We start from the raw sequence: 21,716 nt of genomic DNA, 5'->3' as shown, positions 1-21,716 counted from the left end.
TCAATATGTTAAAATATTTGCGCTAAGAAGCGCGGTTGCTAGTTGTTAGTTCATGGTTATTAGTTGGAAAAAGCTCCAACAACCAAAAACTACAAACCAACAACCAACAATTTAAGGTGATTATAGCGATGGGGCTCACCTCTTACCATTCCGAACAGAGAAGTTAAGCCCATTAGCGCCGATGGTACTGCATTTGTGGGAGAGTAGGTCGTTGCCTTTTTTAGAAATCCTCAACAATTAGTTTTGTTGAGGATTTTTTTTTGGTTTATAATTATCTTCTTTTTCCTATGAATAATGGGACTTTTGAAAATTTAATTATTTGCCTACATATTCATCATATTATCTTCCTTCTTTTTATAAGAATTCTTAAAAAATTACATTTTTCATTATGATTATCATTATTCGCTTATAAGTGATTTATCACTAAAATTTCATGTAAAATTTCCCTATTTTTGTGCTTTATTTAATAAATAAGCTAAAAATGAAGAAATTATGTCTTTTAATCATGGCCTTTATTTTGTCCTTGCCTTCGGCATTGGCTAATGAGGGGATGTGGTTTTTAATGCATATAGAGCGATTAAATTATCGCGATATGCAAAAAATGGGTTTACAATTAACCCCTGATGAAATTTATAGTATCAACAATCAGAGTTTAAAGGATGCCATTGTACAATTTAACGGAGGTTGTACGGCTAGTATTATTTCTGATAGTGGTTTGGTATTAACCAATCATCACTGTGGTTATAATGCGATTGCAGAACTTTCTACTGCAGAACAAAACCACCTTAAAAATGGTTTCTGGGCGGATTCTTTAGCCGATGAAATGAAGCCAGAAAGTTTATATGTAAGGTTCTTTGTAAGAATGGACGATGTTTCTAAACGTATTTTATCATTAGTAAATGATACTATGAGCGAGAAGGAACGTGAGGCCATTATCAATAAAGAAATTGCTAAAATTGAAGCTGAGAATAATGAAGGTGGTAAATATACCGTTTCTGTTCGTTCGTTTTACCAGGGTAACGAGTATTACTATTTCGTTTACGAAGATTATAACGATGTAAGATTAGTCGGAACACCTCCAGAAAACGTTGGGAAATATGGTGGAGATACAGACAATTGGGAATGGCCAAGACATACGGGTGATTTTTCGTTATTTCGTGTATATGCTAATAAAAATGGAGAACCTGCAGAGTATTCAAAAAATAATGTCCCATTACAATCTAAATATCATTTACCTGTAAATATAGATGGTGTTCATGAGGACGATTTTGCTATGATATTAGGGTATCCTGGACGTACAAATCGTTGGATGCCAGCTTCTGGAGTCGAGCAAAATATAAACTATTCTTATCCTGCTTGGGTAGAAGGTTCTAAGTTAGGTATGGATGTTATGAAGAAGTATATGGATCAAAGTGAGGACGTAAACCTTATGTATGCTTCAAAATATGCTGGTGTTGCCAATTATTGGAAAAACCGTCAGGGAATGATTGATGCCTTGACCGCTCATAAAACGGTAAAGACAAAACGCAAAACCGAAAAGAAATTCAATAAATGGGCTAACAAAAAACAAAATAAAGCCAAGTACGGCGATGTTATCTCAAATATTAATGCCTACTACGATTTAACAAACGAGAAATCTAAACAAAGTAATTATTTAGTGAGCTTATTGCGTACTAGTAAATTTTCAACCTTACCTTTTAGTTTAGGTCAGAGTTTAGAGTATTATGCGACTCAAAATGAAGCGAAGAAGGCCGAAGTTTTACCAAAATTAGAAGCTTCTATCGATGCCTCTTATAAAGACTTCTATCTACCCTTAGAAAAAGAGATGCTAGCTAAGCAATTAGGTTTATATGCTTCTAAATCCAACTATCCTATTCCTAGTATTGTTTCAGAAATAGGGAAAAAGAATAATAACGATTTTACGTCTTATGTAAATGACAGTTTTGATAAAAGTATTTTTACATCGAAAGAACAGGTAGAAGCTTTTATTAAAAACCCAGATGTAGAAGCTTTACATAAAGATCCTTTATATATTTTATCGTCTCAGTTATTAACTAAATATCGTGAAATGCCTGATAATTTAGTTAAACCAGAAAACGATTACCAAGCATCTTATCGTTTATTAGTACAAGGTTTAAGAGAATCAGGATTATCTAAAATTCAATATCCAGATGCCAATTCTACTTTACGTTTAACTTACGGAAAGGTGAGAGCATTGCCAAAAGATGCTAGAAACGATGCTAATATTAATAATTATACCACTTTAGAGGGGATGATTAATAAGTATGTACCTAACGATAGCGAATTCGATTTAGATCAGCGTATGCTTGATATGTACGAAACTAAAGATTATGGTCGTTATGCCAATGAATACGGGCAATTACCGGTTAACTTCTTAACAGATAACGATATTACTGGAGGTAACTCTGGTTCTCCTGTTATTAATGGAAAAGGTGAATTAATTGGTTTAGCCTTCGACGGTAATATTGAAGCTATGGCGGGAGATGTAATATTCGATAAAGATTTACAACGAACCATTAATGTTGATATTAGATATGTGTTATGGCTAATCGATAAATATTCTAATGCTAAACATATTGTTGATGAATTAACTATTATTAACGATAAATAAAATTTTTTTATAAGGTTTAATATTTCCGGAATTATTCGGGAATAAATTTAAGGGGCTATCCTAAACGTATTTTAAATTTAGATATTTCACATTTAACTGTGTTATCCATTATTAAAATATCTTTTAGATAGCCTCTTTTTAATTTTCTAAGATGATGTTGATATGTGTTAACTAAATCAAACGTTGGGATTGGGGGTAGGTAGAAATAATTGATAGTAGATGTTATTTTACTTCTTTAGAAGAACATTTGGTAAATGCATATTATCCTTTCTAGAAGTGCTGTAGAAACAACAAGAATTAGATTTGAAGTAGGGGACACTCAAGTGTTTTTACATGTTCTTAGGTTTATAACTATGAAATGATGCTTTAGAATTTATTTTTTAATAGACGTTAATTCTAACAAAAAACAAGACTTATTTATTTAAGTTTTTTATACTTTTATGGGAATTTATAATAAAAGTATAATTTACTTTTAAAATGTGATTACGAATCTAGAATCTCTGAAAATGAATAAGGCATCAATTACAAAATCTAAATTTGGTACAAGTCCAGACGGACAGCAGGTAGATCTTTATACCCTTAAAAATACGAACGGCATGGAAGTGCAAGTGATTACCTTAGGAGGAATCATTACCACATTAAAAGTAGCAAATAAAGATAACATTTTTGAAGATGTAGTACTGGGATTTGATACTCTAGAGCCATATTTAAGCAATCCAACATATTTTGGGGCGATTATAGGACGTTATGGGAATAGGATTGCAAACGGAACATTTTCTTTGGAAGGCAAGACCTATAATGTAGCCATCAATAACGGACCAAACCATCTCCATGGAGGTACTGTTGGTTTTGATAGTGTAATTTGGAAGGCAGAGCCAATTGAGAATGATGATTCTGTAGCTTTAAAACTCAATTATTTAAGTCCAGATATGGAAGAAGGATACCCTGGAAATTTAAATACAACAGTACTTTACACCTTAACAGCAAATAATGCTTTAGAGGTGACTTACGAAGCAGAAACAGATAAAACGACTGTGGTAAATTTAACACAACATAGTTATTTTAATATTTCCGGAGATTTTACAAAACAAGTTTTAGAATCCGAATTAATGATTAATGCGGATCGTTACGTACCTGTTAACGAAGATGCTATTCCGCTAGGAGAATTGGCACCGGTACAAGGCACACCTTTCGATTTTAGGTCACCTAAATTAGTCGGGAAAGATATTGAAGCCAACGATATCCAAATTAAACATGGAGCGGGTTACGACCATAGTTTTGTTATTAATAATCCAGAGCAAGGGGTACGTTTGGCAGCCACTGTTTACGACCAATCCAATGGTCGGTTTTTAGAAGTTTTTACAGACCAACCAGGGGTGCAATTGTATACCGCCAATTATTTAAATAATACTTTACCCTCAAAACAAGGCGGAACCTATGGCCGCAGAACGGGGTTATGCCTAGAAACTCAGCATTATCCAGATTCCCCAAATCAGACAGATTTCCCTTCTACCGTTTTACATCCGGGTGAAACTTATCATTCTAAAACGATATTTAAATTTTCAGTAAAATAAATATTTACACAATTTTAAGGGCTTTAGTAATCAAATAGTTTCGATTTTTAAGTGTCCGAAAACAGAATTCCTATTAATTTGAATTCCGTTTATGGAGAGTTAATCCGTATATTTATAGTCTTATTTATCAAGTTATGATTGAAGTACTAAAAAAGCATTACGGGTATTTGTTTGAAGATGAATTACTTCAGGATATAAACCAATGCGGACTTTTTAAGGAAGTTCCCGAAGGCTTTTCACTTATGGATATTGGACAAACTATTACCCATATGCCATTGTTGATTAGCGGCGCAATAAAAATTCTTAGAGAAGATGATAAAGGCGATGAATTACTCCTTTATTTTATAGAGCAAGGAGATACTTGTACCATGAGTTTCTCGTGTTGTATGGGTAATGGAAAGAGTGAAATTCGGGCTATTGCAGAAACACCAACAACCTTAATAATGGTGCCCGTAGAAAAAATGGGAGAATGGTTAGGGAAATATTCTAGCTGGCAAAATTTTATTCTTCAAAGTTATCATGAACGGACGGTAGAATTATTGGAATCTATTGACACCATTGCATTCCTAAAAATGGATGAACGTCTTTTAAAATACCTCAAAGATAAGGCTATGGTAAACCATAATGAGATAATTTCGGTCACACATCAAGACATTGCACAAGATCTTCATACTTCGAGAGTTGTAATTTCTAGACTACTTAAAAAATTAGAAAACGATGGCCGATTAAAACTTTCTCGGAATCAAATTCATATGTTAGATTTATAACGTGATTATAATTTTCCTATTTAGATCATCATAATCGGTAATTTAAATTCGAATGTAACTTAGGTTACTTGACGACCGTTAACATAGCTGTACATTTGTCGAAATAGTAAGCATGGATATTTCACAAATTATAGGGTATGTTGGGGCATTAATTGTTGGTTTAGTTTTAGGACTAACAGGCGGTGGTGGCTCTATTTTAACAGTACCAATTTTGGTGTATCTCCTTATGCTTAACCCAGTAACAGCAACCGCATATTCGTTATTTGTAGTGGGTGTGGCTTCTAGTTTTGGGACCTACACCAATTTTAAAAAGGGTTTAGTCGATTTAAAAATTGCAGCCGTATTTGCCATTCCGGCTTTTACAATGGTCTATATTACCCGAAAATTTATAATTCCAGCTATTCCAGAATCTATTTTCGAAATAGGAAATTTTGTTGTCACAAAAGACATGTTTATAATGGTTATGTTTGCCGTGATGATGGTGATTGCATCGGTAACCATGCTAAAGCCTAAAAAGGATGAAGACGAAGAGCATACTCATAAAAAATTAAGTAATCTTTTAATTTTTAATCAAGCCATAGTTATCGGCTTTTTTACAGGTATTGTTGGAGCAGGAGGAGGATTTATAATTATTCCAGCGCTAATAATTTTAGGAAACCTGTCCATGAAAAAAGCTGTCGGAACTTCTTTATTTATTATTGCCGTAAATTCTTTAATCGGGTTTATAGGAGATATAGGTAACATAGATATCGATTGGGTATTCTTATTAAGTTTTACGTCCATAGCGGTTATTGGGATTTATTTAGGGGGCTATCTATCTAATTATATTCCCGGTGAAAAACTTAAAAAAGGATTCGGTTGGTTTGTTTTGGTAATGGGGTGTTTTATTATAATTAAGGAACTTATTATGTAACCTGAGTTACTAGAAAGTATTTAAAACAGTATTAAATTTGAATTGTAAATATATAGAGATATGAAAGTAGAGCAAATATATACAGGATGTTTAGCGCAAGGCGCATATTATATAGAAAGTAAAGGTGAAGTAGCTATTATCGATCCGTTACGCGAGGTCGATCCCTATATCGCTAAAGCTGAAAAAGAGGGGGCTAAAATTAAATATATTTTTGAAACGCATTTTCATGCAGATTTTGTTAGTGGGCATGTTACGCTATCTCAATTAACAGGTGCTCCTATTGTGTTTGGCCCTACTGCACATCCTGCATTTGAAGCTATAATTGCTGAAGATGGACAAGAGTTTAAGTTGGGCGATGTGGTAATAAAAGTCTTGCATACTCCAGGGCATACCATGGAGAGTACAACCTATTTACTTAAAGACGAATCGGCTAAAGATTATGCTATTTTTAGTGGAGATACTTTGTTTTTAGGCGATGTTGGCCGCCCAGATCTAGCTCAGAAAGGCGAGGTAACCCAAGATGATTTGGCAGGCTATTTATACGATAGTTTACGCACAAAAATTATGCCTTTGGCGAATAATGTTATTGTGTATCCAGGTCATGGTGCAGGTTCTGCTTGTGGAAAGAACATGATGAAAGAAACGGTAGATACCTTAGGCAATCAAAAAAAGGTAAATTATGCCTTGCGTGAGAATATGACTAAATCTGAGTTTATAAAAGAAGTGACCGATGGTTTAGCTCCACCTCCTCAATATTTTCCGTTGAATGTAAAAATGAATAAAGAAGGATACGATAATATTGATACCATTATTGAAAAAGGAACTAAAGCGTTAACAGCAGATGAATTTGAAGCTGTAGCGAATAGTATTGAAGCTTTGGTTTTAGACGTGCGACATCAAGACGATTTTATAAAAGGACATATTCCTAGATCTATTTTTATCGGATTACAAGGCGGATTTGCCCCATGGGTAGGAGCTCTTATTAAAGATGTAAAACAACCTATTTTATTAATTACAGACCCAGGTATGGAAGAGGAAGCGGTTATACGCTTGTCCCGTGTTGGTTTCGATAATACCTTAGGCTATCTTAAAGGCGGGTTTGAAGCTTGGAAATCAGCAGGGAAAGAATACGATACTATTTCATCTATTTCAGCAGAGACTTTTAAATCGCGTTTAGAAACAGAAAATCTTAATGTTTTCGATGTGCGAAAAGATTCAGAATACGCATCAGAGCATATTGAAAATGCTAAAAATGCCTCTTTAGAATTTATAAATGATTACCTTTCAGAAATACCTAAAGAAGCTCCGTTTTATGTGCATTGCGCAGGAGGGTATCGTTCTGTAATAGCAGCGTCTATTTTAAAAAGTCGCGGATTTCACAATCTAATAGATGTCGCAGGCGGGATGAAGGCCATTCGAGAAGCAGGTATTCCGTTAACAGATTTTGTGTGTCCTTCTACATTAAAAAATGGTAAAAGTTAAAATTTAACAAATTAATTTGATAAACTGTATTTAGGTCGTACTTTTGCAGTCGCTAATTTTATAAAGCATTTAATATGAGTAAGTTCTCAGAACTTGTAAAGCAAGATAAACCTGTGCTAGTCGATTTTTTCGCGACATGGTGTGGACCTTGTAAAGCGATGAGCCCGATATTAAAGGAAGTAAAAGATGCACTTGGGGAATCGGTTTCAATTTTAAAAATAGATGTCGATAAAAACCAAGCCTTAGCGTCGCAATTACATGTAAAAGGCGTTCCCACTTTAATTTTATATAAGTCGGGAAAACAAGTATGGAGACAATCTGGAGTAGTTCAAAAATCGGACTTACTTCAAGTAATAAAACGTGATATTTAAACCGAAAGGTTGTAAGTATCTAGTATTGATTGATAGCGATAAAAGCGTCCTTAACGGGACGCTTTTTGATTTTATACAGGTCAACTCCAGTCACTATTGAAAATGTGTTTCGTTGCAATCGAGGTGTTTTTTTATGAATTTTAAGAACGTTTTAATTAAGTACAAAGGTTTAAAAACATAGAATTCGGTTGGTTTTATTAACAATTTTTTAGATTTGGGATTCGAGTTTCTTCTCAATTTTGAGTACATTTGAAGCATAACAAAGACTAGTTTTTTAATAGTGAGTTTATTTAATCAACGAAAGAATAAAGCGTTTAATTATAAGCCTAAATTTCAAGACAATGACCAAGCGTCTGGAAATGAAATGTCTTCGAAATGGGACGAGCTTAAACAAACACGCAAACACCAAGGTAAAAGAGGGATTCGGCTAACGGGTTGGATCGTCATCTTAATTTTGGTTGTAATTTTATGGTATGTATTAAATAATTATGAATTGTAGCAAGAACCATGGGGATTTTTAAAACCAGAAAAAATAAAAAATTTACATATACCCCTCGGCATTTTAAAAATGATGGCGAAGGGAGTCCGTATGAAATTAAACATAAATTTGACGATTTTAGAAAGACCGTTGGGCCAACAGGGGGCATAAAGTCTAAATTTAAAAATGCCTTTCAAGAATTAAAAGAAACCCCAGACCGAGCAGCAAATAGACGTATTTTAATTATTGTTGCGATTCTTGTTATTATATTCTTATTCATTATTGAATTCGATTTATCCATATTCCTTCCAAAATAAAAAATGGCAGATATTATTCAACTTTTACCAGACCACGTAGCGAATCAAATTGCTGCGGGCGAGGTAGTACAACGGCCAGCTTCTGTAGTTAAAGAATTATTAGAAAATGCTATAGACGCCAAGTCTTCAACTATAAAATTATTGGTTAAAGATGCTGGTAAAACTTTAGTACAAGTGATAGATGATGGTATTGGTATGAGTGTTACCGATGCACGTTTAAGTTTTGAACGTCATGCAACCTCTAAAATCCGATCGGCCGAAGATTTATTTCAACTTAATACCAAAGGTTTTCGCGGGGAAGCTTTAGCCAGTATAGCGGCCATTGCTCATGTAGAGTTAAAAACCAAACAAGAACAAGACGAAGTTGGTACGGCAATTACTATTGAAGGGAGCGAGATTGTGAGTCAAGATGTGGTCGTGACGCCTACAGGTACATCGATAGCTGTTAAGCATTTGTTTTTTAATATCCCGGCGCGCCGTAATTTCTTAAAGTCGAATACTGTAGAAATCCGCCATATTATCGATGAGTTTCAGCGTGTGGCCTTAGCACATCCAAGCATTAGCTTTGTAATGTACCACAACGGTTCAGAAATGTTTAATTTGCCACAAAGTAATTACAGACAGCGAATTGTTAATATTTTCGGACCAAAAACAAACGAAAAGTTAGTTCCTGTAAACGAAGATACCGATGTTTTAAAAATATCTGGTTTTGTTGGAAAACCGGAATACGCTAAAAAATCTAGAGGCGAGCAATTCTTTTTTGTAAATCAAAGGTTTATAAAAAGTGCCTATTTAAACCATGCAATTACCGCTGCTTTCGAGGGGTTGATTAAGGAAGGAACACATGCGAGTTATTTCTTAAATTTAGAAGTGAATCCGCAAACCATCGATATCAATATACATCCTACAAAAACAGAAATTAAGTTTGATGATGAACATACCTTATATGCCATTTTAAGAGCTTCTGTTAAGCATAGTTTAGGGCAATTTAATATTGCTCCAGTTTTAGATTTTGAAAGAGATGCAAATCTCGATACGCCTTACGATTATTCAAACAAATCGGCAAGTACGCCAACCATAGAAGTGGATAGATCTTTTAATCCGTTTAATACAGAGAAAGCTGCTGCACCTTCTAGATCATCGTCCTATTCTGGACGCAAAGAAACTTCTACTGCAGGATGGGAAAGTTTGTATGTAGGCATGGAATCGAAAGGCACTAAATCGAAGCAAGATTTCAGCGAAATTCAATTTGAAAGTGTAGAAAGTACGGCATCTATGTTCGATGAAGTCCAGATGGCTCCTAAACAAACTACCTATCAACTTCAAAATAAATATATATTAAATACCATTAAATCGGGGATGTTGGTTATCGATCAGCATCGAGCCCATCAGCGTGTGTTATACGAAGATTTTTTAAAGTTTATTACAGGAAAAGATACGGTCAGTCAGCAGTTATTATTTCCCTTACAAATTCAGTTGTCTAAGCAAGAACACGATATCGTTTTTCAGCTTAAAAGCGATTTAGAACACGCAGGGTTTGTGTTTCAAAATTTTGAAGACCACATGGTAGAAATTATTGGATTGCCAATTAATGTGCCAGAAAGCGAAGTAAGTATTATATTAGAGCAGTTAATTAGCGATGTAGAACACGAAGTTCCCGATGCTAATTTTAGCGCAGCCGATTTATTAGCAAAATCGTTAGCAAAAAGTTTGGCCATAAAATCTGGGCAGTCTCTAACGCAAATAGAACAAGATCATTTAGTGAACAGTTTGTTTGCTTGTAAAGAACCTAATGTTTCGCCAACAAACAGACCTACATTTATTACCATGACGGTTGATGAATTAGATAAAAAATTTATGTAAATTAACAGCAATATAGATCTTATGAATAGAATTACCGATACAGTTAAGCACCTTATAATCATAAATGTTATTATGTTTATTGGGACCATGGTCGTAGGTGGCGGAACTTTGTTTTATGATTGGTTTGCTTTGCATTTTCCTAAGAATGAAGCATTTCAGCCCTGGCAAATATTTACGCATATGTTTATGCACGGTGGTTTTATGCACATCGCATTTAATATGCTAGCCCTTTGGATGTTTGGTTCGCCGGTAGAACAACAGTTTGGAACTAAAAAGTTTTTGTTTTTTTATATATCCTCGGGCTTAGGAGCAGCACTGTTAATGCTCGGGTATTATTATTTCCAGTTTCATTCGGGAATGTCTGCATTAAATGCTGCAGGATTTAGTCAAACCGAAACCTTATCAACCTTACGTTCGGGTTATGCCATGTACGATACCCGTTGGGCTCAGGTATTAGATGGAGAGCAATTGGGGAAATTTGTAAGTGTGTTTAATGGTACTATGGTAGGAGCCTCTGGAGCTATTATGGGGGTTTTGGTAGCTTTCGGTATGTTATATCCAGAGTCTAAATTGATGATGATTTTTTTACCAATTCCTATTAAAGCCAAATATTTTATACCGGGAATTATTGCCTTAGATCTTATTTCTGCATTAACCGGTCAGTCCTTTTTTAGTCCGAGTAACACCGCTTATGTGGCTCATGTTGGAGGTGCATTAACCGGATTTTTAATTATGTGGTATTGGAAAAAAACACAATTTAACAAAAACCGTTGGGATTAATATATGAACACGTTAAATCAAGATATAAAACAAAAATTATCACATTTAAATGTTTTAGAAAAGATAATAGCCATTAACGTTGTTGTCTTTTTTGTTGGGTTTATATTGCAAGCATTAACCTCTACTTTACCTAGTCATTCTAGTTTATTGTGGTTCGAATTACCAAGTCAGTTTTCCGAAGTTTTATTGGCACCTTGGTCTATTATTACTTATGCTTTTGTGCATTACGATTTTATCCACATGCTATTTAATATGCTGTGGTTATATTTTATTGCGCAATGGTTTTTAAATCTTTTTAATAAAAAATTAGCCATCAATGTTTATTTTTTAGGCGCTATTGCGGGTGCGGCCATGTTTGTTTTAGGCTATTCGTTGTTGCCAAATGTATTTTATACAGGAAATCGATTGGTGGGTGCCTCGGCTGCTGTGCGGGCACTTTTAGTGTTTATGTGTGCCTATATGCCGCAAATGGATCTTCGGTTTTTTATGTTTAATGTAAAATTATGGATTGTTGGTGCAGCCATAGTTGCGCTAGATGTTGTAGGATTGTTTGGCCCTAATTCCGGTGGAAATTTAGCACATATAGGAGGCGCTCTATTAGGTCTGTTTTATGCTTTACAATACAAAAAAGGGAACGATATAGGTAAGGGATTCGAAGCGTTAGTAGATACCGTTACAGGATGGTTTTCTAAAACAAAAAAATCGCCACTTAAAACGGTTCATAAACGTACTAAAAAAGATATGGCCGGTTATAATAAAGAAGAGTTTGATGCCTTTACAAAACAAAAACGCATAGATATTATTTTAGATAAAATAAGTAAAAGTGGCTATGATAGTTTGACTAAAGAAGAAAAGGAATTTCTTTTTAAAGCGGGAAAATAAGAATGAAGAAGCTTAACGTTATTGATAAATTAATCTTTTTCGTCAATTCGGTTCTCGCTACCTTATTACTCTTATCGTATATTTTACCTTTTTTTCCGCCTAAAAACTTTGCTACGCTATCGGTTTTAAGCCTTACCGTGCCTGTGCTCATTATAGTCAATGCATTGTTTGCCTTATATTGGTTGTTAAAGGTAAAACGGCAAATGATTTTGTCTATGCTAGTTTTAGGTATCGGGTATTTCTATTTAGGATCTTTATTCAAATTTACGTCATCGCCGCAAATAGAAGACGAAGAAAACCTATCGGTAATGAGTTACAACGTCCGGTTATTTAATATTTATAATTGGATTCCTAATCCAGATATTGGTATCGATATTTCGCGCTTTGTAGAAGAACAACACCCCGATATATTGAGTATTCAAGAATATCATCCAAAAAATAAAGGGGCCGATTTTTCATTTTATAATTATCAATATATCCAGTTGGCAGGGGCACAACAGCAATTTGGGCAGGCCATTTTTTCTCAATACCCTATAATAAACAAAGGCTCGGTTACTTTTCCAGATACACCAAATAATGCCATTTTTGCCGATATTGTAAAAGGGCAAGATACCATTAGAGTGTATAATATTCACTTACAATCGCTTCGAATAAATACAGAAGTAGGAGCGTTAAAAAAACAAACAACCAAGCAATTATTAAAGAGCATTGGTCATACCTTTGCTTTGCAACAGTCTCAAGCCGAACTGTTTTTGGCACATAAGGCACAATGCAATTACAAAATGATAATTACAGGCGATTTAAACAATACAGCCTGCTCTTATGTGTACCGGAAGATTAAAGGCAATTTAAACGATACCTTTAGGGAAGCAGGAAATAGCTTTGGAAGGACCTATAATTTTAAATTTTTCCCCGTTCGAATCGATTTTATTTTTACCGACGAGAATTTTAATGTAAACAGTTTTAAAACCTTCGATGCCGTCTACTCCGACCATTATCCTATAATGACGAAAGTGAGTTTGAAATAAGACAAGGATACACCGTAACTAAGAGTTCACAAAATTGCGAAGTATTGTTAAATAGTGCATTATGTCTTAGGATTGTTTTAGATGTACCGGGTAAGCGAATATTAAAATACTTATAAGAAAACAAGATTTTTAATTCTTTATTTAGCCATATTGTTTACTTCTTGTAGTAGCTCGAGCGTAATTACATTTGATGCATCATTTAGTAATTTGTCAAATTTTAATTATACAGAACCTATATATGAATTTGCTTCAGAGGAAAAAAAAACCTCTGGATCCGGTCAAAATTTCATTGCAATTACAAATCAAACTCTAGATTCAATTTTTACAGTAGATAACATAAAATATAAAACAAATAAAAAAGTTGTTTTTAGGGATAAAGAAAAATTTAGTTCAACACTCATTCCAAAACTAAACAAAATTATAGAACAAATAGAATCTCAAAATTCGGTAGAACAAATAGAGATTCCGAAAGAATGTTATGCTTTAAAAGAATCTCAATTTTTAATGCTAACACTTATAAGACCCACTTTACAATTGTATAGTGAACAATATGCGAGCTCATTAGTTTCTGGGCCATTGGCAACTTCATATGTTGTAGAATCTAGTGATATTTATGTATTTATTATTGACTATAATAAGGATGAAATAGCCTTTTATGGAAAGTCATCAGGTAAGTTGAATAATCGTGGATTTAGAAACAAAATTATAAAGGATATAAATGCTATTTATAATCTGAGAAATAAATAAAAAGTAATCCTTGCGAATCCAACATAAAAAAACTGAAAGTATTTGACATATGCAGAGTTAATTGCTTGCTTGTTTTGCTAGGTTCATTAATAGTAAGTTATCTCACTGCAAATAATAGTTCCAAACAACTAATCCTAATTTTCCCTTATTACAGTATGACAGATATAGCAAATAATTTAACTCTCCCGAAACTTAAATTTTTAGGCTACTTATCAACAGATGTTTTACGGCGATATAATTTGGACAACGCTAAACATTTAAATAATGCAATACACCCTTTAAAAAAAATAGCTAGTTTTCTTGGTCTTTTAAATATTTTGTCTAATAATTTAAAAGTAGTACATGGCTTTCTTAAATTAGTTTAAGCGTTATCGTTTTTATGTAGTCTACCTTTGTTTTATCAAATTATAAAACATAAAAGATGTTCCTTAAACCGAACTCTCGTAAATAATAATTATAAAATAAATATTATGACAACAGCAGAAAACAAAACAATCGACTACAAAAAAGCTGATGCAACACATATCCATTTTCCCGTAACTAATCGGGAAGAAAATTTTGAATGGTGGTACTTTGATGCGCATTTTGATAATGGAGATCATTTTGTGGTAATGTACTCGCTTAACGACACTAGATTAAAGCCAAGAAAGCCATCTGTAAGACTAAATATTTATCCAAAAGGAAAGCCAGAAATTTGGAAAATAAAGGAATATACCGAGGCTGAAGTTACCACCAGTTACGAAAAATGTGACGCCACATTTGGTGAAGAATACTGTAGAGATTGTGGCGACTATTATGAATTTTATACTATGGTTGATGGTTATGGTGCAAAATTAAGATTGCAAAAACAAAACCATCCATTTACAACAGAAGGAACCAATACTCCAATGGGTTGGACAGTTGCAGTACCATCTGGACCAATAGAAGGAGAATTGTATAAAGGTGGGGAAGCAATTACAGTAAAAGGTGTTGGTTATCACGACCATAATTGGGGAGAAAAAACGCTTGCTGGAGCCTTTAAAAACTGGTACTGGGGGAAAATACATACGCCAGATATTTCAATTGACTACGGTATTTTTATAGACTTCAACGACCAAGTAGTTTCATCAGGTGCATTAGTAACAGATAAAAATAATGCAATAATGACACCTACAGATTCACCTGAAACAACGCAATTTGAAGCGACTATCAATGATACAATGACAGAAGAAACTATGGGCTATACGTTTGCCAAAGATTTTACATTAAAAGGCAAAAAAGGAGATATTAGTTTTATAGCAAACATTAAGCTTAAAGAAATTGTTATGGCTGAAAAAGCTAAATTACATCCCGGTGAAGACGCCTATCGCTATATTGCTAATGAAGAGTTAATAATTACTCAAAATGGAGAAACCAAGACCTATCATACAGATGGATTGCACGAAATTGTATACCTGAAAGAATAAAAAAAGGTAATTAAAGTTTATAACAGGAAGTTAAAGTCCAACTTGTTTGGGCTTTTTTTTTACTTAAAATCAAGGGCTCTGCTACAATATTCCCAATTTCTAATAGTATAACATAAATGCTATAGACTCTCTTTTGGAGCCACTATTTCTCCATATTAAGGATATATTTCTTATTTTAGAAGACTATACCGATAACACTAAATAAGTTGCCTGAAAACGCAGATTACACTTAAAATTTGGTTTTGTAAGGTCTACACGATATAAGTAATTAAAAGTATCTATATATAGAATGGAAAATTTAGACTTTTTTCTTGAGACTGCTAAAGAAAATGATCTTACTGAAAAGGTAGTTAAACAATTAATAGATCTATCAACAATAGAACACGTAAAATCTAAAACGGTGATTTTGGATTACGGTCAAAAATGCGATACAGTATATTTTATTCTAAATGGTGCTTTTATAACCAAAGCATGGGACGAAGAGAAGCAAATTGAAAAAACAATAAACTTTAATATCGATTCTTTTCTGCCTTATTTAACGAATCCAGAATCCTATTTCTCAAATGCAGTAAGTGAAAAATGTATACAAGCCATTAGCGACTCCACTGTTATGCGGTTTTTTAAGAGTGATTTAGAAAAAATAGTGGATGAGAACAAAAAATATGCTAGGCATTACAATAAAATGATAATTGATGGATTGATTGTTGAAAATCAAATTAGAACAAAATTGTTAACCTACTCTCCAAAGAAATTTTACAGCTTTTTAGTAAGTGATTATCCCGAAATCATTCAAAACATCCCTTCTAAGCACATCGCTAGCTTTCTGGGGATTTCAGATGTTTGGCTTAGTAATCTAAAAAAAGAACATTGATTTCTTAAATTAGTTTAAGCAGTTTTATGATTATGTAGCTTACTTTTGTTTTACGATATAAAGCAAAAAAAATAAGAAATATAGAGGAAGTTAATTCTGAGAAAATGTGCGCTTTTGCTAGATATCGGTTAATAACCATTCACTTTTTTAATCTCTCAAAAAGATAGTGAATGAAATTATTTATACTGAGCATAGAAAAAATAATAACAGACATAAAAGCTTATTATGAAATTAAAAATTCAACTTTTAGGAATTCTTTCCGTATTTATGGTAGGTTGTACTAACCAACAAAAAAATACGAAACAAGAAACAAGCAAAAATACAAGTCCAAATTTTTTAGTCATCGTAGCTGATGATTTAGGGTATACAGATTTAGGTGCTTTTGGTGGAGAAATTAATACTCCAACATTGGATGGCTTAGCTCAGGAAGGCTTACAGTTTACTAATTTCCACGTTTTACCTACGTGTTCACCTACACGTTCGTCATTGATGACGGGAAACGACAATCATGTTGCAGGGCTTGGAGTTATGAGTGAAACCATTTACCCAGCAATTGAAGGCTTGCCTGGTTATGCTGGTCACCTTTCAAAACAAGTAGCTGCCTTACCTGAGGTTTTAGCTGCAGGAGGCTATAATACATATATGTCAGGTAAATGGCATTTGGGTGAAACGGATGACCAAAGCCCTTTTGCCAGAGGGTTTCAGGAAACTTTCTCCTTTGCCGAAGGTGCAGCGAGCCATTGGAGTGACATGCGGGCATTAGGTGCTGAAACCTCTGTTACCTATAGACGCAATGGTAAGCCAGTTACTACACTTCCCAAAGATTTCTATTCCACCAAAAACTTTACGGATTCCATTATTCATTTCATCGATAAAAACAAAATAGACGAAAAACCATTTTTGGCCTATTTGTCATTTACCGCTCCACACGACCCGCTGCATGCGCCAGCAGAATATATCGCGAAATACAAAGGACGTTATGACAAAGGTTGGGATGAACTTCGCAAAGAACGAGTGAAAGCCTTATTAGGAAAAGGAATTATCTCAGAAGATGTTGCTCAAGAAGTGCTAAGTCAAAATGTAATGGTGCAACCTTGGGCGACTTTAGATGAACAATCAAAAAAAGAAAAGGCCCGAGACATGGAAGTGTATGCCGCTATGGTAGATTATATAGATGTCTCGGTAGGTCGCGTTATAGACTATCTAAAAGCTAATAATCTCTATGACAATACCATTATTCTATTCTTTTCAGATAATGGCGCCAATGGTGCTCCAGCAACTGCTTACCCTGGAAATGCCGATGGAAAGTATCTTTCTACCTTCAATAACGATCTAGACAATAGAGGTTTACCTAATTCTTTTGTCGATATGGGTGCTGGATGGGCACAGGCCTCGTCTGCAAACTTTAGAATGTTTAAAAGTTTCACTTCCGAAGGCGGAATCAAATCGCCTTTAATTATTAAACCTTTAGGTAAAAAGTCATCTCCGGGCATGAACAAGAGCTTGCTCCATGTTTCCGATATTATGCCAACCCTTCTTGATTATGCAGGTATTGAATATCCAAAGGAAGTAAACGGAACACCTGTAAAAGCACCTATTGGCGAATCCTTCAAAACCGTATTGAATGGAAGCGAAACGCAGAAGCAGCGTAATAAAGGTATTGGTTATGAATTGTTTGAAATGAAAGCCTACATCAAAGATGATTGGAAAATACTGCGCCTTGTAGCTCCTTTTGGAAACGGAGATTGGCAATTGTACAATTTGGCCGAAGACCCTTCAGAGTTAAACGATTTATCAGAAACAAACCCTAAAAAAAGAAAGGAACTCATTGATGCTTATCAAGCTTACGTAAAAGAAAACGAAGTATTTGATCATCAAGGTTTATTTGATGAAGGGTTTAAACAAGCCTATGGTCAATAAGTTATTATAGAAATGATGTTCGAAGTAAAATTTAATTCAAAAAAGAGGACAATATATTGACATACATTTCTAATGTAAAGGTAAAAATAACCACCTATTTTGGATATAGGCAAACCCTAGTTTACGACAAAGAACATAAAGTAGCTTGTAAGTTTAGACTAAAACACTGGTCTGAAATGCTAGACACTTACGTTTCATATTGCGACAAATAGAATATAAGTTACAAATAAAAACATAAACATATTGTGGTATAGAACAATCTCCGGATCCAAATTAATGTATTTTAAAATTTTAATTTCAATACGGTAGAAATCTTACATCATACTACAATCTATTGTATCGGCAATAATGTGGATAACTAAGCCCAAGCCAATGAGTCGGGTTTTCTTCGGAACTAATAAGATTACATATAGAGCAATGGCCCAATAGGAGTGAAGCGGATGATAATTTATACTACATCGTCCAGGGCTAAATATTGGTGTGGCTAATAAATGGTCTAAATCGATAAGCATGCCACAAAGCATAATTACATACGCGAATTTCCAACGAGATTTATAAAATAACAGGGCAACGCATAATGGTCCTAAAAAATGGATGCCATAGTGTATAAAACTCTGTAGCATTTATAGCGAAAGATCTTGGGTTTCTAGATAATCTAAAGCGTTTGGACCTTCGTTGAATAACAGGTCTAGAATGCTTAAATTATTTATAAAACCGTGTTTATCATCAAAAACTTGAGTATACGCATCGTTTTGAAAATTAAGATCAGTTTTCGGGTTTACCAAAGATCTTAAATCTGAAGCATCAGCAATATCGTGCTTGAATTCTTCTGTTTTTTGAATCGATTTTTCAAGTTGAAGGCAATCAGAAATGACTTCGAAACATTTCAAATTAAAATCTAAAATAAATTCGGCTTTCATTTCGAAAAGCGGACGCAAATCATCTTCATAATATTCAAAAAAAGGTGATGTTTTATAAGCTGAAAGCAACGATTTCCAGTGTAAACTTTGCCAATTTTCGGTATTCGAAATTTTTACATCACGATATTTCTGACGGTTCTTCTGAGTATAAATTACAGGAATATTCAGTAATAATTTTCCGTTGGCAGCATAAATATAAGTTCGCGTTCTATAGGTTTGCTTAGCAAAATTATCATCCATTTCAAAACTCACCCCATCGGCTTGTACAATGGCTGCCATATGTGCTATATTGGGGAAATAGGTAGGATGTAAAAGAACATTTAAACTCATAAATTGCTTTTAAGCGTTTGCTTTTTTACGTTTTCTATAGCTGTTAAATCCGAATAATAAAGCAAAAATAACAAGCGCAGGAATTAAATAAGATACAGGTTTTCCGCTACCTCCAACAGTTGTAAAGAAACGATCCCAACGTGGTTTCCCGTTCTGATCCCAACTCATCCAAATAAATACAGGTTTTCCCACAACGTGATCGAAAGGTACAAATCCCCAAGTTCTAGCATCTTGCGAATTATGACGGTTATCTCCCATCATCCAGTAATAATCTTGCTTAAACGTATAGGTATTTGCAGGAGCATCGTTAATATAAATCTGATTTCCTTTTACTTGTAGTGTGTTGCCCTCGTATTCTGTAATTACGCGTTTGTAAAGCGGTAAAACATCTACATTTATGTCTATCGTTTTTCCAGCTTCAGGAATATATAAAGGGCCGAAGAAATCGTTATTCCAATTATAATTTGGGTTGTGAGGGAAAATTCTAGAATCTCTAGCGCCTTTTTCTTCCTTAATAGGTGTGATACTTTCTACGTTTGGATGGTTTTTAAACTGGGCAACAGCCTTATCTGTAATCGACATAAACATATAAGTGTTTTTGTCGTTAATAATCCCAAAACGATCTGTAATACCGTAACGGTCTGCTAATTCTTTAGGATTGAATTGCACAGATTTAGGTTGTACTAAATAACTAAACTGTAGCTTAGCGCGATCTGGTAATTCATTTTGTTTCCCATTTATAAACACGTAACCATCTCTAACCTCTAAAGAGTCGCCAGGCATCCCTACACAACGCTTTACATAATTAGATTTTTTATCTATTGGTTTCCAGTAGCTGCGGTCTGGTGTTTGGAAAAAAGCTTTTACAGTATCTACCGGCCAGTTAAACACCACGATATCGTTACGTTTAATTTTTTGAAATCCGGGTAATCTTAAATAAGGTAAAAGGGTTTTGTTTTTTAAAGAGTGATCTTTAGTCGCCAAATTATCGTCGGCGATATAAGACTTTAGTTTGGTTTTCGGAATCGAATCATGTACCATGGGTAAGGCCAAGGTTGTTTGCGGGATTCGTGGTCCGTAATTTAATTTACTTACAAATAAGAAATCGCCAATAAGCAAGGTTTTTTCTAAAGATGACGTAGGAATGGTAAATGGTTGAATGATATACGTGTGCACAATGGTTGCGGCAACAACAGCAAATAGTATAGAACTAATCCAGTCTCCAGCACTGGTTCTAGGTTCTAAACTACGATCTTCAATATAGTTTAAATCTGCAGCGTAGTTTAAATAGTAATTGTAAAACCCTAGACTTACAATGGCAAAAATGGTATCTAGAGTCGTATTTTTTCCAAAACTTCTAGCGGTTTCTACCCATACTACCGGAAACATAATTAAGTTAACGATAGGTAAAAATAGGAGGATGGTCCACCACCACGGTCTATTTATAATTTTCATTAAAACTACGGCATTGTAAACCGGAATAAAGGCTTCCCAAGCTTGTCTACCTGCTTTTACGTAGAGTTTCCAAGTTCCTAATCCATGGATGATTTGGATAATTATAAAAAAAATGAACCACTGAGTTAAAGTCATAATCTACTTTGTATTACTAATTGTCTTAACGACACGTATTAAACTGAATATAAAAATAAGTATAAATAAAGGGGATAATGTAACACGGTTTTAAGGTATTAACCAATATTTAACACATCTTTCATGCTGTAAACACCTGTTTTTCCTAATAACCATTCGGCAGCGATTACAGCACCTAAAGCAAAACCTTGACGGTTGTGTGCTTTATGTTCAATAGTAATAGAATCGACATCGCTATCGTAGGTCACAACATGAGTTCCAGGTACTTCGGGCTCGCGCTTTGCCACAATAGGAATGGTATGTGTTTCTGGGGTGTTTAAGGCCCATTTTTCATAACTTTTATGCTCTGAAATGATATCGTTTGCTAATGAAATTGCCGTACCGCTAGGTTCATCTAGTTTTTGAGTATGATGCACCTCTTCCATAGAAATATTATATTGGTCTAGAGTACTCATCATTTTTGCAAGTGTTTTATTCAATTCAAAAAAGATATTAACCCCTAAACTAAAGTTTGACGCATAAATGAAACCACCTTGTTTCTCCTTACATAAAGCTGTCATTTTATCGTAATCTTCTAACCAACCCGTTGTTCCCGAAACCACAGGAATACCATTATTTAAGCAGTTTGAAATATTTCCAACAGCAGCATTTGGCATGCTAAAATCGATAGCAATATCGGCTTGGGTAATATCGTATTCTGGATCTTCTATACTGGCTTTAATTACTATATCATGGCCACGTTTTAGGGCAATTTGTTCTATGGTTTTACCCATTTTTCCGTATCCTAATAATGCAATTTTCATGTT

20 protein-coding genes and 1 rRNA gene are annotated in these 21,716 nt (G+C 34.3%); 17 read left to right on the top strand and 4 right to left on the bottom strand.

Translation table 11 applies throughout. The features are described from left to right. Window positions 1-112: 112 nt before the first annotated feature. The 17 genes from rrf (at window position 113) to A9D35_RS06190 (ending at window position 18,070) form a co-directional block, all read left to right on the top strand. Window positions 113-220, top strand: a 5S ribosomal RNA gene (gene rrf / locus A9D35_RS06275). 261 nt (window positions 221-481) lie between these two features. After that, on the top strand, window positions 482-2,632 hold the full coding sequence (locus tag A9D35_RS06270; RefSeq protein WP_066220500.1) for a S46 family peptidase: 2,151 nt from the start codon (window positions 482-484) through the stop codon (window positions 2,630-2,632). 506 nt (window positions 2,633-3,138) lie between these two features. Then, window positions 3,139-4,206 carry an aldose epimerase family protein gene (locus A9D35_RS06265; RefSeq protein ID WP_083191646.1) on the top strand — a complete coding sequence of 356 codons (1,068 nt, stop codon included), beginning with the start codon at window positions 3,139-3,141 and terminating at the stop codon, window positions 4,204-4,206. Between the two features lie 134 nt (window positions 4,207-4,340). Further along, window positions 4,341-4,973, top strand: a complete 633-nt coding sequence (locus tag A9D35_RS06260; RefSeq protein WP_066220491.1) for a Crp/Fnr family transcriptional regulator — start codon at window positions 4,341-4,343, stop codon at window positions 4,971-4,973. Window positions 4,974-5,085: 112 nt separating this feature from the next. Further along, the gene (locus A9D35_RS06255) at window positions 5,086-5,886 is read left to right on the top strand and encodes a sulfite exporter TauE/SafE family protein (protein ID WP_066220488.1); all 801 of its coding nucleotides are present in this window, start codon (window positions 5,086-5,088) and stop codon (window positions 5,884-5,886) included. A gap of 60 nt (window positions 5,887-5,946) precedes the next feature. Further along, window positions 5,947-7,368, top strand: a complete 1,422-nt coding sequence (locus A9D35_RS06250; RefSeq protein ID WP_066220485.1) for an MBL fold metallo-hydrolase — start codon at window positions 5,947-5,949, stop codon at window positions 7,366-7,368. Between the two features lie 74 nt (window positions 7,369-7,442). Then, window positions 7,443-7,739, top strand: a complete 297-nt coding sequence (gene trxA / locus A9D35_RS06245) for a thioredoxin (protein WP_066220482.1) — start codon at window positions 7,443-7,445, stop codon at window positions 7,737-7,739. A 280-nt stretch (window positions 7,740-8,019) separates the two neighbouring features. After that, window positions 8,020-8,238, top strand: coding sequence for a hypothetical protein (locus A9D35_RS18905; protein ID WP_066220474.1), 219 nt, complete (start codon window positions 8,020-8,022; stop codon window positions 8,236-8,238). Between the two features lie 8 nt (window positions 8,239-8,246). Further along, window positions 8,247-8,534 (top strand): riboflavin synthase subunit beta, encoded by a 288-nt coding sequence (locus A9D35_RS06235; RefSeq protein ID WP_066220471.1) that lies wholly within the window; start codon window positions 8,247-8,249, stop codon window positions 8,532-8,534. Window positions 8,535-8,537: 3 nt separating this feature from the next. Next, window positions 8,538-10,397: a DNA mismatch repair endonuclease MutL gene (gene mutL, locus A9D35_RS06230; RefSeq protein WP_066220467.1), complete on the top strand. Its 1,860-nt coding sequence runs from the start codon at window positions 8,538-8,540 to the stop codon at window positions 10,395-10,397. 21 nt (window positions 10,398-10,418) lie between these two features. Beyond that, a complete protein-coding gene (locus A9D35_RS06225; RefSeq protein ID WP_066220464.1) occupies window positions 10,419-11,177 on the top strand; it encodes a rhomboid family intramembrane serine protease in 759 nt (252 codons plus the stop codon). A 3-nt stretch (window positions 11,178-11,180) separates the two neighbouring features. Further along, window positions 11,181-12,059: a rhomboid family protein gene (locus A9D35_RS06220; RefSeq protein ID WP_066220461.1), complete on the top strand. Its 879-nt coding sequence runs from the start codon at window positions 11,181-11,183 to the stop codon at window positions 12,057-12,059. Between the two features lie 2 nt (window positions 12,060-12,061). Next, window positions 12,062-13,087: an endonuclease/exonuclease/phosphatase family protein gene (locus A9D35_RS06215; RefSeq protein ID WP_066220459.1), complete on the top strand. Its 1,026-nt coding sequence runs from the start codon at window positions 12,062-12,064 to the stop codon at window positions 13,085-13,087. Between the two features lie 207 nt (window positions 13,088-13,294). Beyond that, window positions 13,295-13,834 (top strand): hypothetical protein, encoded by a 540-nt coding sequence (locus A9D35_RS06210; protein WP_141675489.1) that lies wholly within the window; start codon window positions 13,295-13,297, stop codon window positions 13,832-13,834. A gap of 470 nt (window positions 13,835-14,304) precedes the next feature. Beyond that, on the top strand, window positions 14,305-15,279 hold the full coding sequence (locus tag A9D35_RS06200) for a hypothetical protein (protein WP_066220450.1): 975 nt from the start codon (window positions 14,305-14,307) through the stop codon (window positions 15,277-15,279). A gap of 289 nt (window positions 15,280-15,568) precedes the next feature. Next, window positions 15,569-16,150, top strand: a complete 582-nt coding sequence (locus A9D35_RS06195) for a Crp/Fnr family transcriptional regulator (RefSeq protein WP_066220447.1) — start codon at window positions 15,569-15,571, stop codon at window positions 16,148-16,150. A gap of 225 nt (window positions 16,151-16,375) precedes the next feature. Next, window positions 16,376-18,070 (top strand): arylsulfatase, encoded by a 1,695-nt coding sequence (locus tag A9D35_RS06190; RefSeq protein ID WP_083191645.1) that lies wholly within the window; start codon window positions 16,376-16,378, stop codon window positions 18,068-18,070. 314 nt (window positions 18,071-18,384) lie between these two features. Here A9D35_RS06190 and A9D35_RS18350 read toward each other — a convergent pair whose 3' ends face one another. From A9D35_RS18350 to dapB, 4 genes are all read right to left on the bottom strand, one after another. Next, the gene (locus A9D35_RS18350; protein ID WP_083191644.1) at window positions 18,385-18,693 is read right to left on the bottom strand and encodes a DUF6122 family protein; all 309 of its coding nucleotides are present in this window, start codon (window positions 18,691-18,693) and stop codon (window positions 18,385-18,387) included. After that, a complete protein-coding gene (locus A9D35_RS06185; RefSeq protein ID WP_066220444.1) occupies window positions 18,694-19,320 on the bottom strand; it encodes a WbqC family protein in 627 nt (208 codons plus the stop codon). Window positions 19,321-19,329: 9 nt separating this feature from the next. After that, window positions 19,330-20,910, bottom strand: coding sequence for a signal peptidase I (lepB, locus tag A9D35_RS06180; protein ID WP_066220439.1), 1,581 nt, complete (start codon window positions 20,908-20,910; stop codon window positions 19,330-19,332). Between the two features lie 98 nt (window positions 20,911-21,008). Next, window positions 21,009-21,713 carry a 4-hydroxy-tetrahydrodipicolinate reductase gene (gene dapB / locus A9D35_RS06175; protein ID WP_066220437.1) on the bottom strand — a complete coding sequence of 235 codons (705 nt, stop codon included), beginning with the start codon at window positions 21,711-21,713 and terminating at the stop codon, window positions 21,009-21,011. Window positions 21,714-21,716 lie beyond the last annotated feature (3 nt).

The sequence above is a fragment of the Formosa haliotis genome, from assembly GCF_001685485.1.
Lineage (GTDB): Bacteria > Bacteroidota > Bacteroidia > Flavobacteriales > Flavobacteriaceae > Formosa > Formosa haliotis.
This window is presented reverse-complemented; position numbering and strand designations above follow the sequence as displayed.

Bases quoted from the DNA above. Each gene is read 5' to 3' on its own strand.
- A9D35_RS06270 (WP_066220500.1), top strand. From the start codon at position 482: ATGAAGAAATTATGTCTTTTAATCATGGCCTTTATTTTGTCCTTGCCT.
- A9D35_RS06265 (WP_083191646.1), top strand. From the start codon at position 3,139: ATGAATAAGGCATCAATTACAAAATCTAAATTTGGTACAAGTCCAGAC.
- A9D35_RS06260 (WP_066220491.1), top strand. From the start codon at position 4,341: ATGATTGAAGTACTAAAAAAGCATTACGGGTATTTGTTTGAAGATGAA.
- A9D35_RS06255 (WP_066220488.1), top strand. From the start codon at position 5,086: ATGGATATTTCACAAATTATAGGGTATGTTGGGGCATTAATTGTTGGT.
- A9D35_RS06250 (WP_066220485.1), top strand. From the start codon at position 5,947: ATGAAAGTAGAGCAAATATATACAGGATGTTTAGCGCAAGGCGCATAT.
- trxA (WP_066220482.1), top strand. From the start codon at position 7,443: ATGAGTAAGTTCTCAGAACTTGTAAAGCAAGATAAACCTGTGCTAGTC.
- A9D35_RS06235 (WP_066220471.1), top strand. From the start codon at position 8,247: ATGGGGATTTTTAAAACCAGAAAAAATAAAAAATTTACATATACCCCT.
- mutL (WP_066220467.1), top strand. From the start codon at position 8,538: ATGGCAGATATTATTCAACTTTTACCAGACCACGTAGCGAATCAAATT.
- A9D35_RS06225 (WP_066220464.1), top strand. From the start codon at position 10,419: ATGAATAGAATTACCGATACAGTTAAGCACCTTATAATCATAAATGTT.
- A9D35_RS06220 (WP_066220461.1), top strand. From the start codon at position 11,181: ATGAACACGTTAAATCAAGATATAAAACAAAAATTATCACATTTAAAT.
- A9D35_RS06215 (WP_066220459.1), top strand. From the start codon at position 12,062: ATGAAGAAGCTTAACGTTATTGATAAATTAATCTTTTTCGTCAATTCG.
- A9D35_RS06200 (WP_066220450.1), top strand. From the start codon at position 14,305: ATGACAACAGCAGAAAACAAAACAATCGACTACAAAAAAGCTGATGCA.
- A9D35_RS06195 (WP_066220447.1), top strand. From the start codon at position 15,569: ATGGAAAATTTAGACTTTTTTCTTGAGACTGCTAAAGAAAATGATCTT.
- A9D35_RS06190 (WP_083191645.1), top strand. From the start codon at position 16,376: ATGAAATTAAAAATTCAACTTTTAGGAATTCTTTCCGTATTTATGGTA.
- A9D35_RS18350 (WP_083191644.1), bottom strand. From the start codon at position 18,693: ATGCTACAGAGTTTTATACACTATGGCATCCATTTTTTAGGACCATTA.
- A9D35_RS06185 (WP_066220444.1), bottom strand. From the start codon at position 19,320: ATGAGTTTAAATGTTCTTTTACATCCTACCTATTTCCCCAATATAGCA.
- lepB (WP_066220439.1), bottom strand. From the start codon at position 20,910: ATGACTTTAACTCAGTGGTTCATTTTTTTTATAATTATCCAAATCATC.
- dapB (WP_066220437.1), bottom strand. From the start codon at position 21,713: ATGAAAATTGCATTATTAGGATACGGAAAAATGGGTAAAACCATAGAA.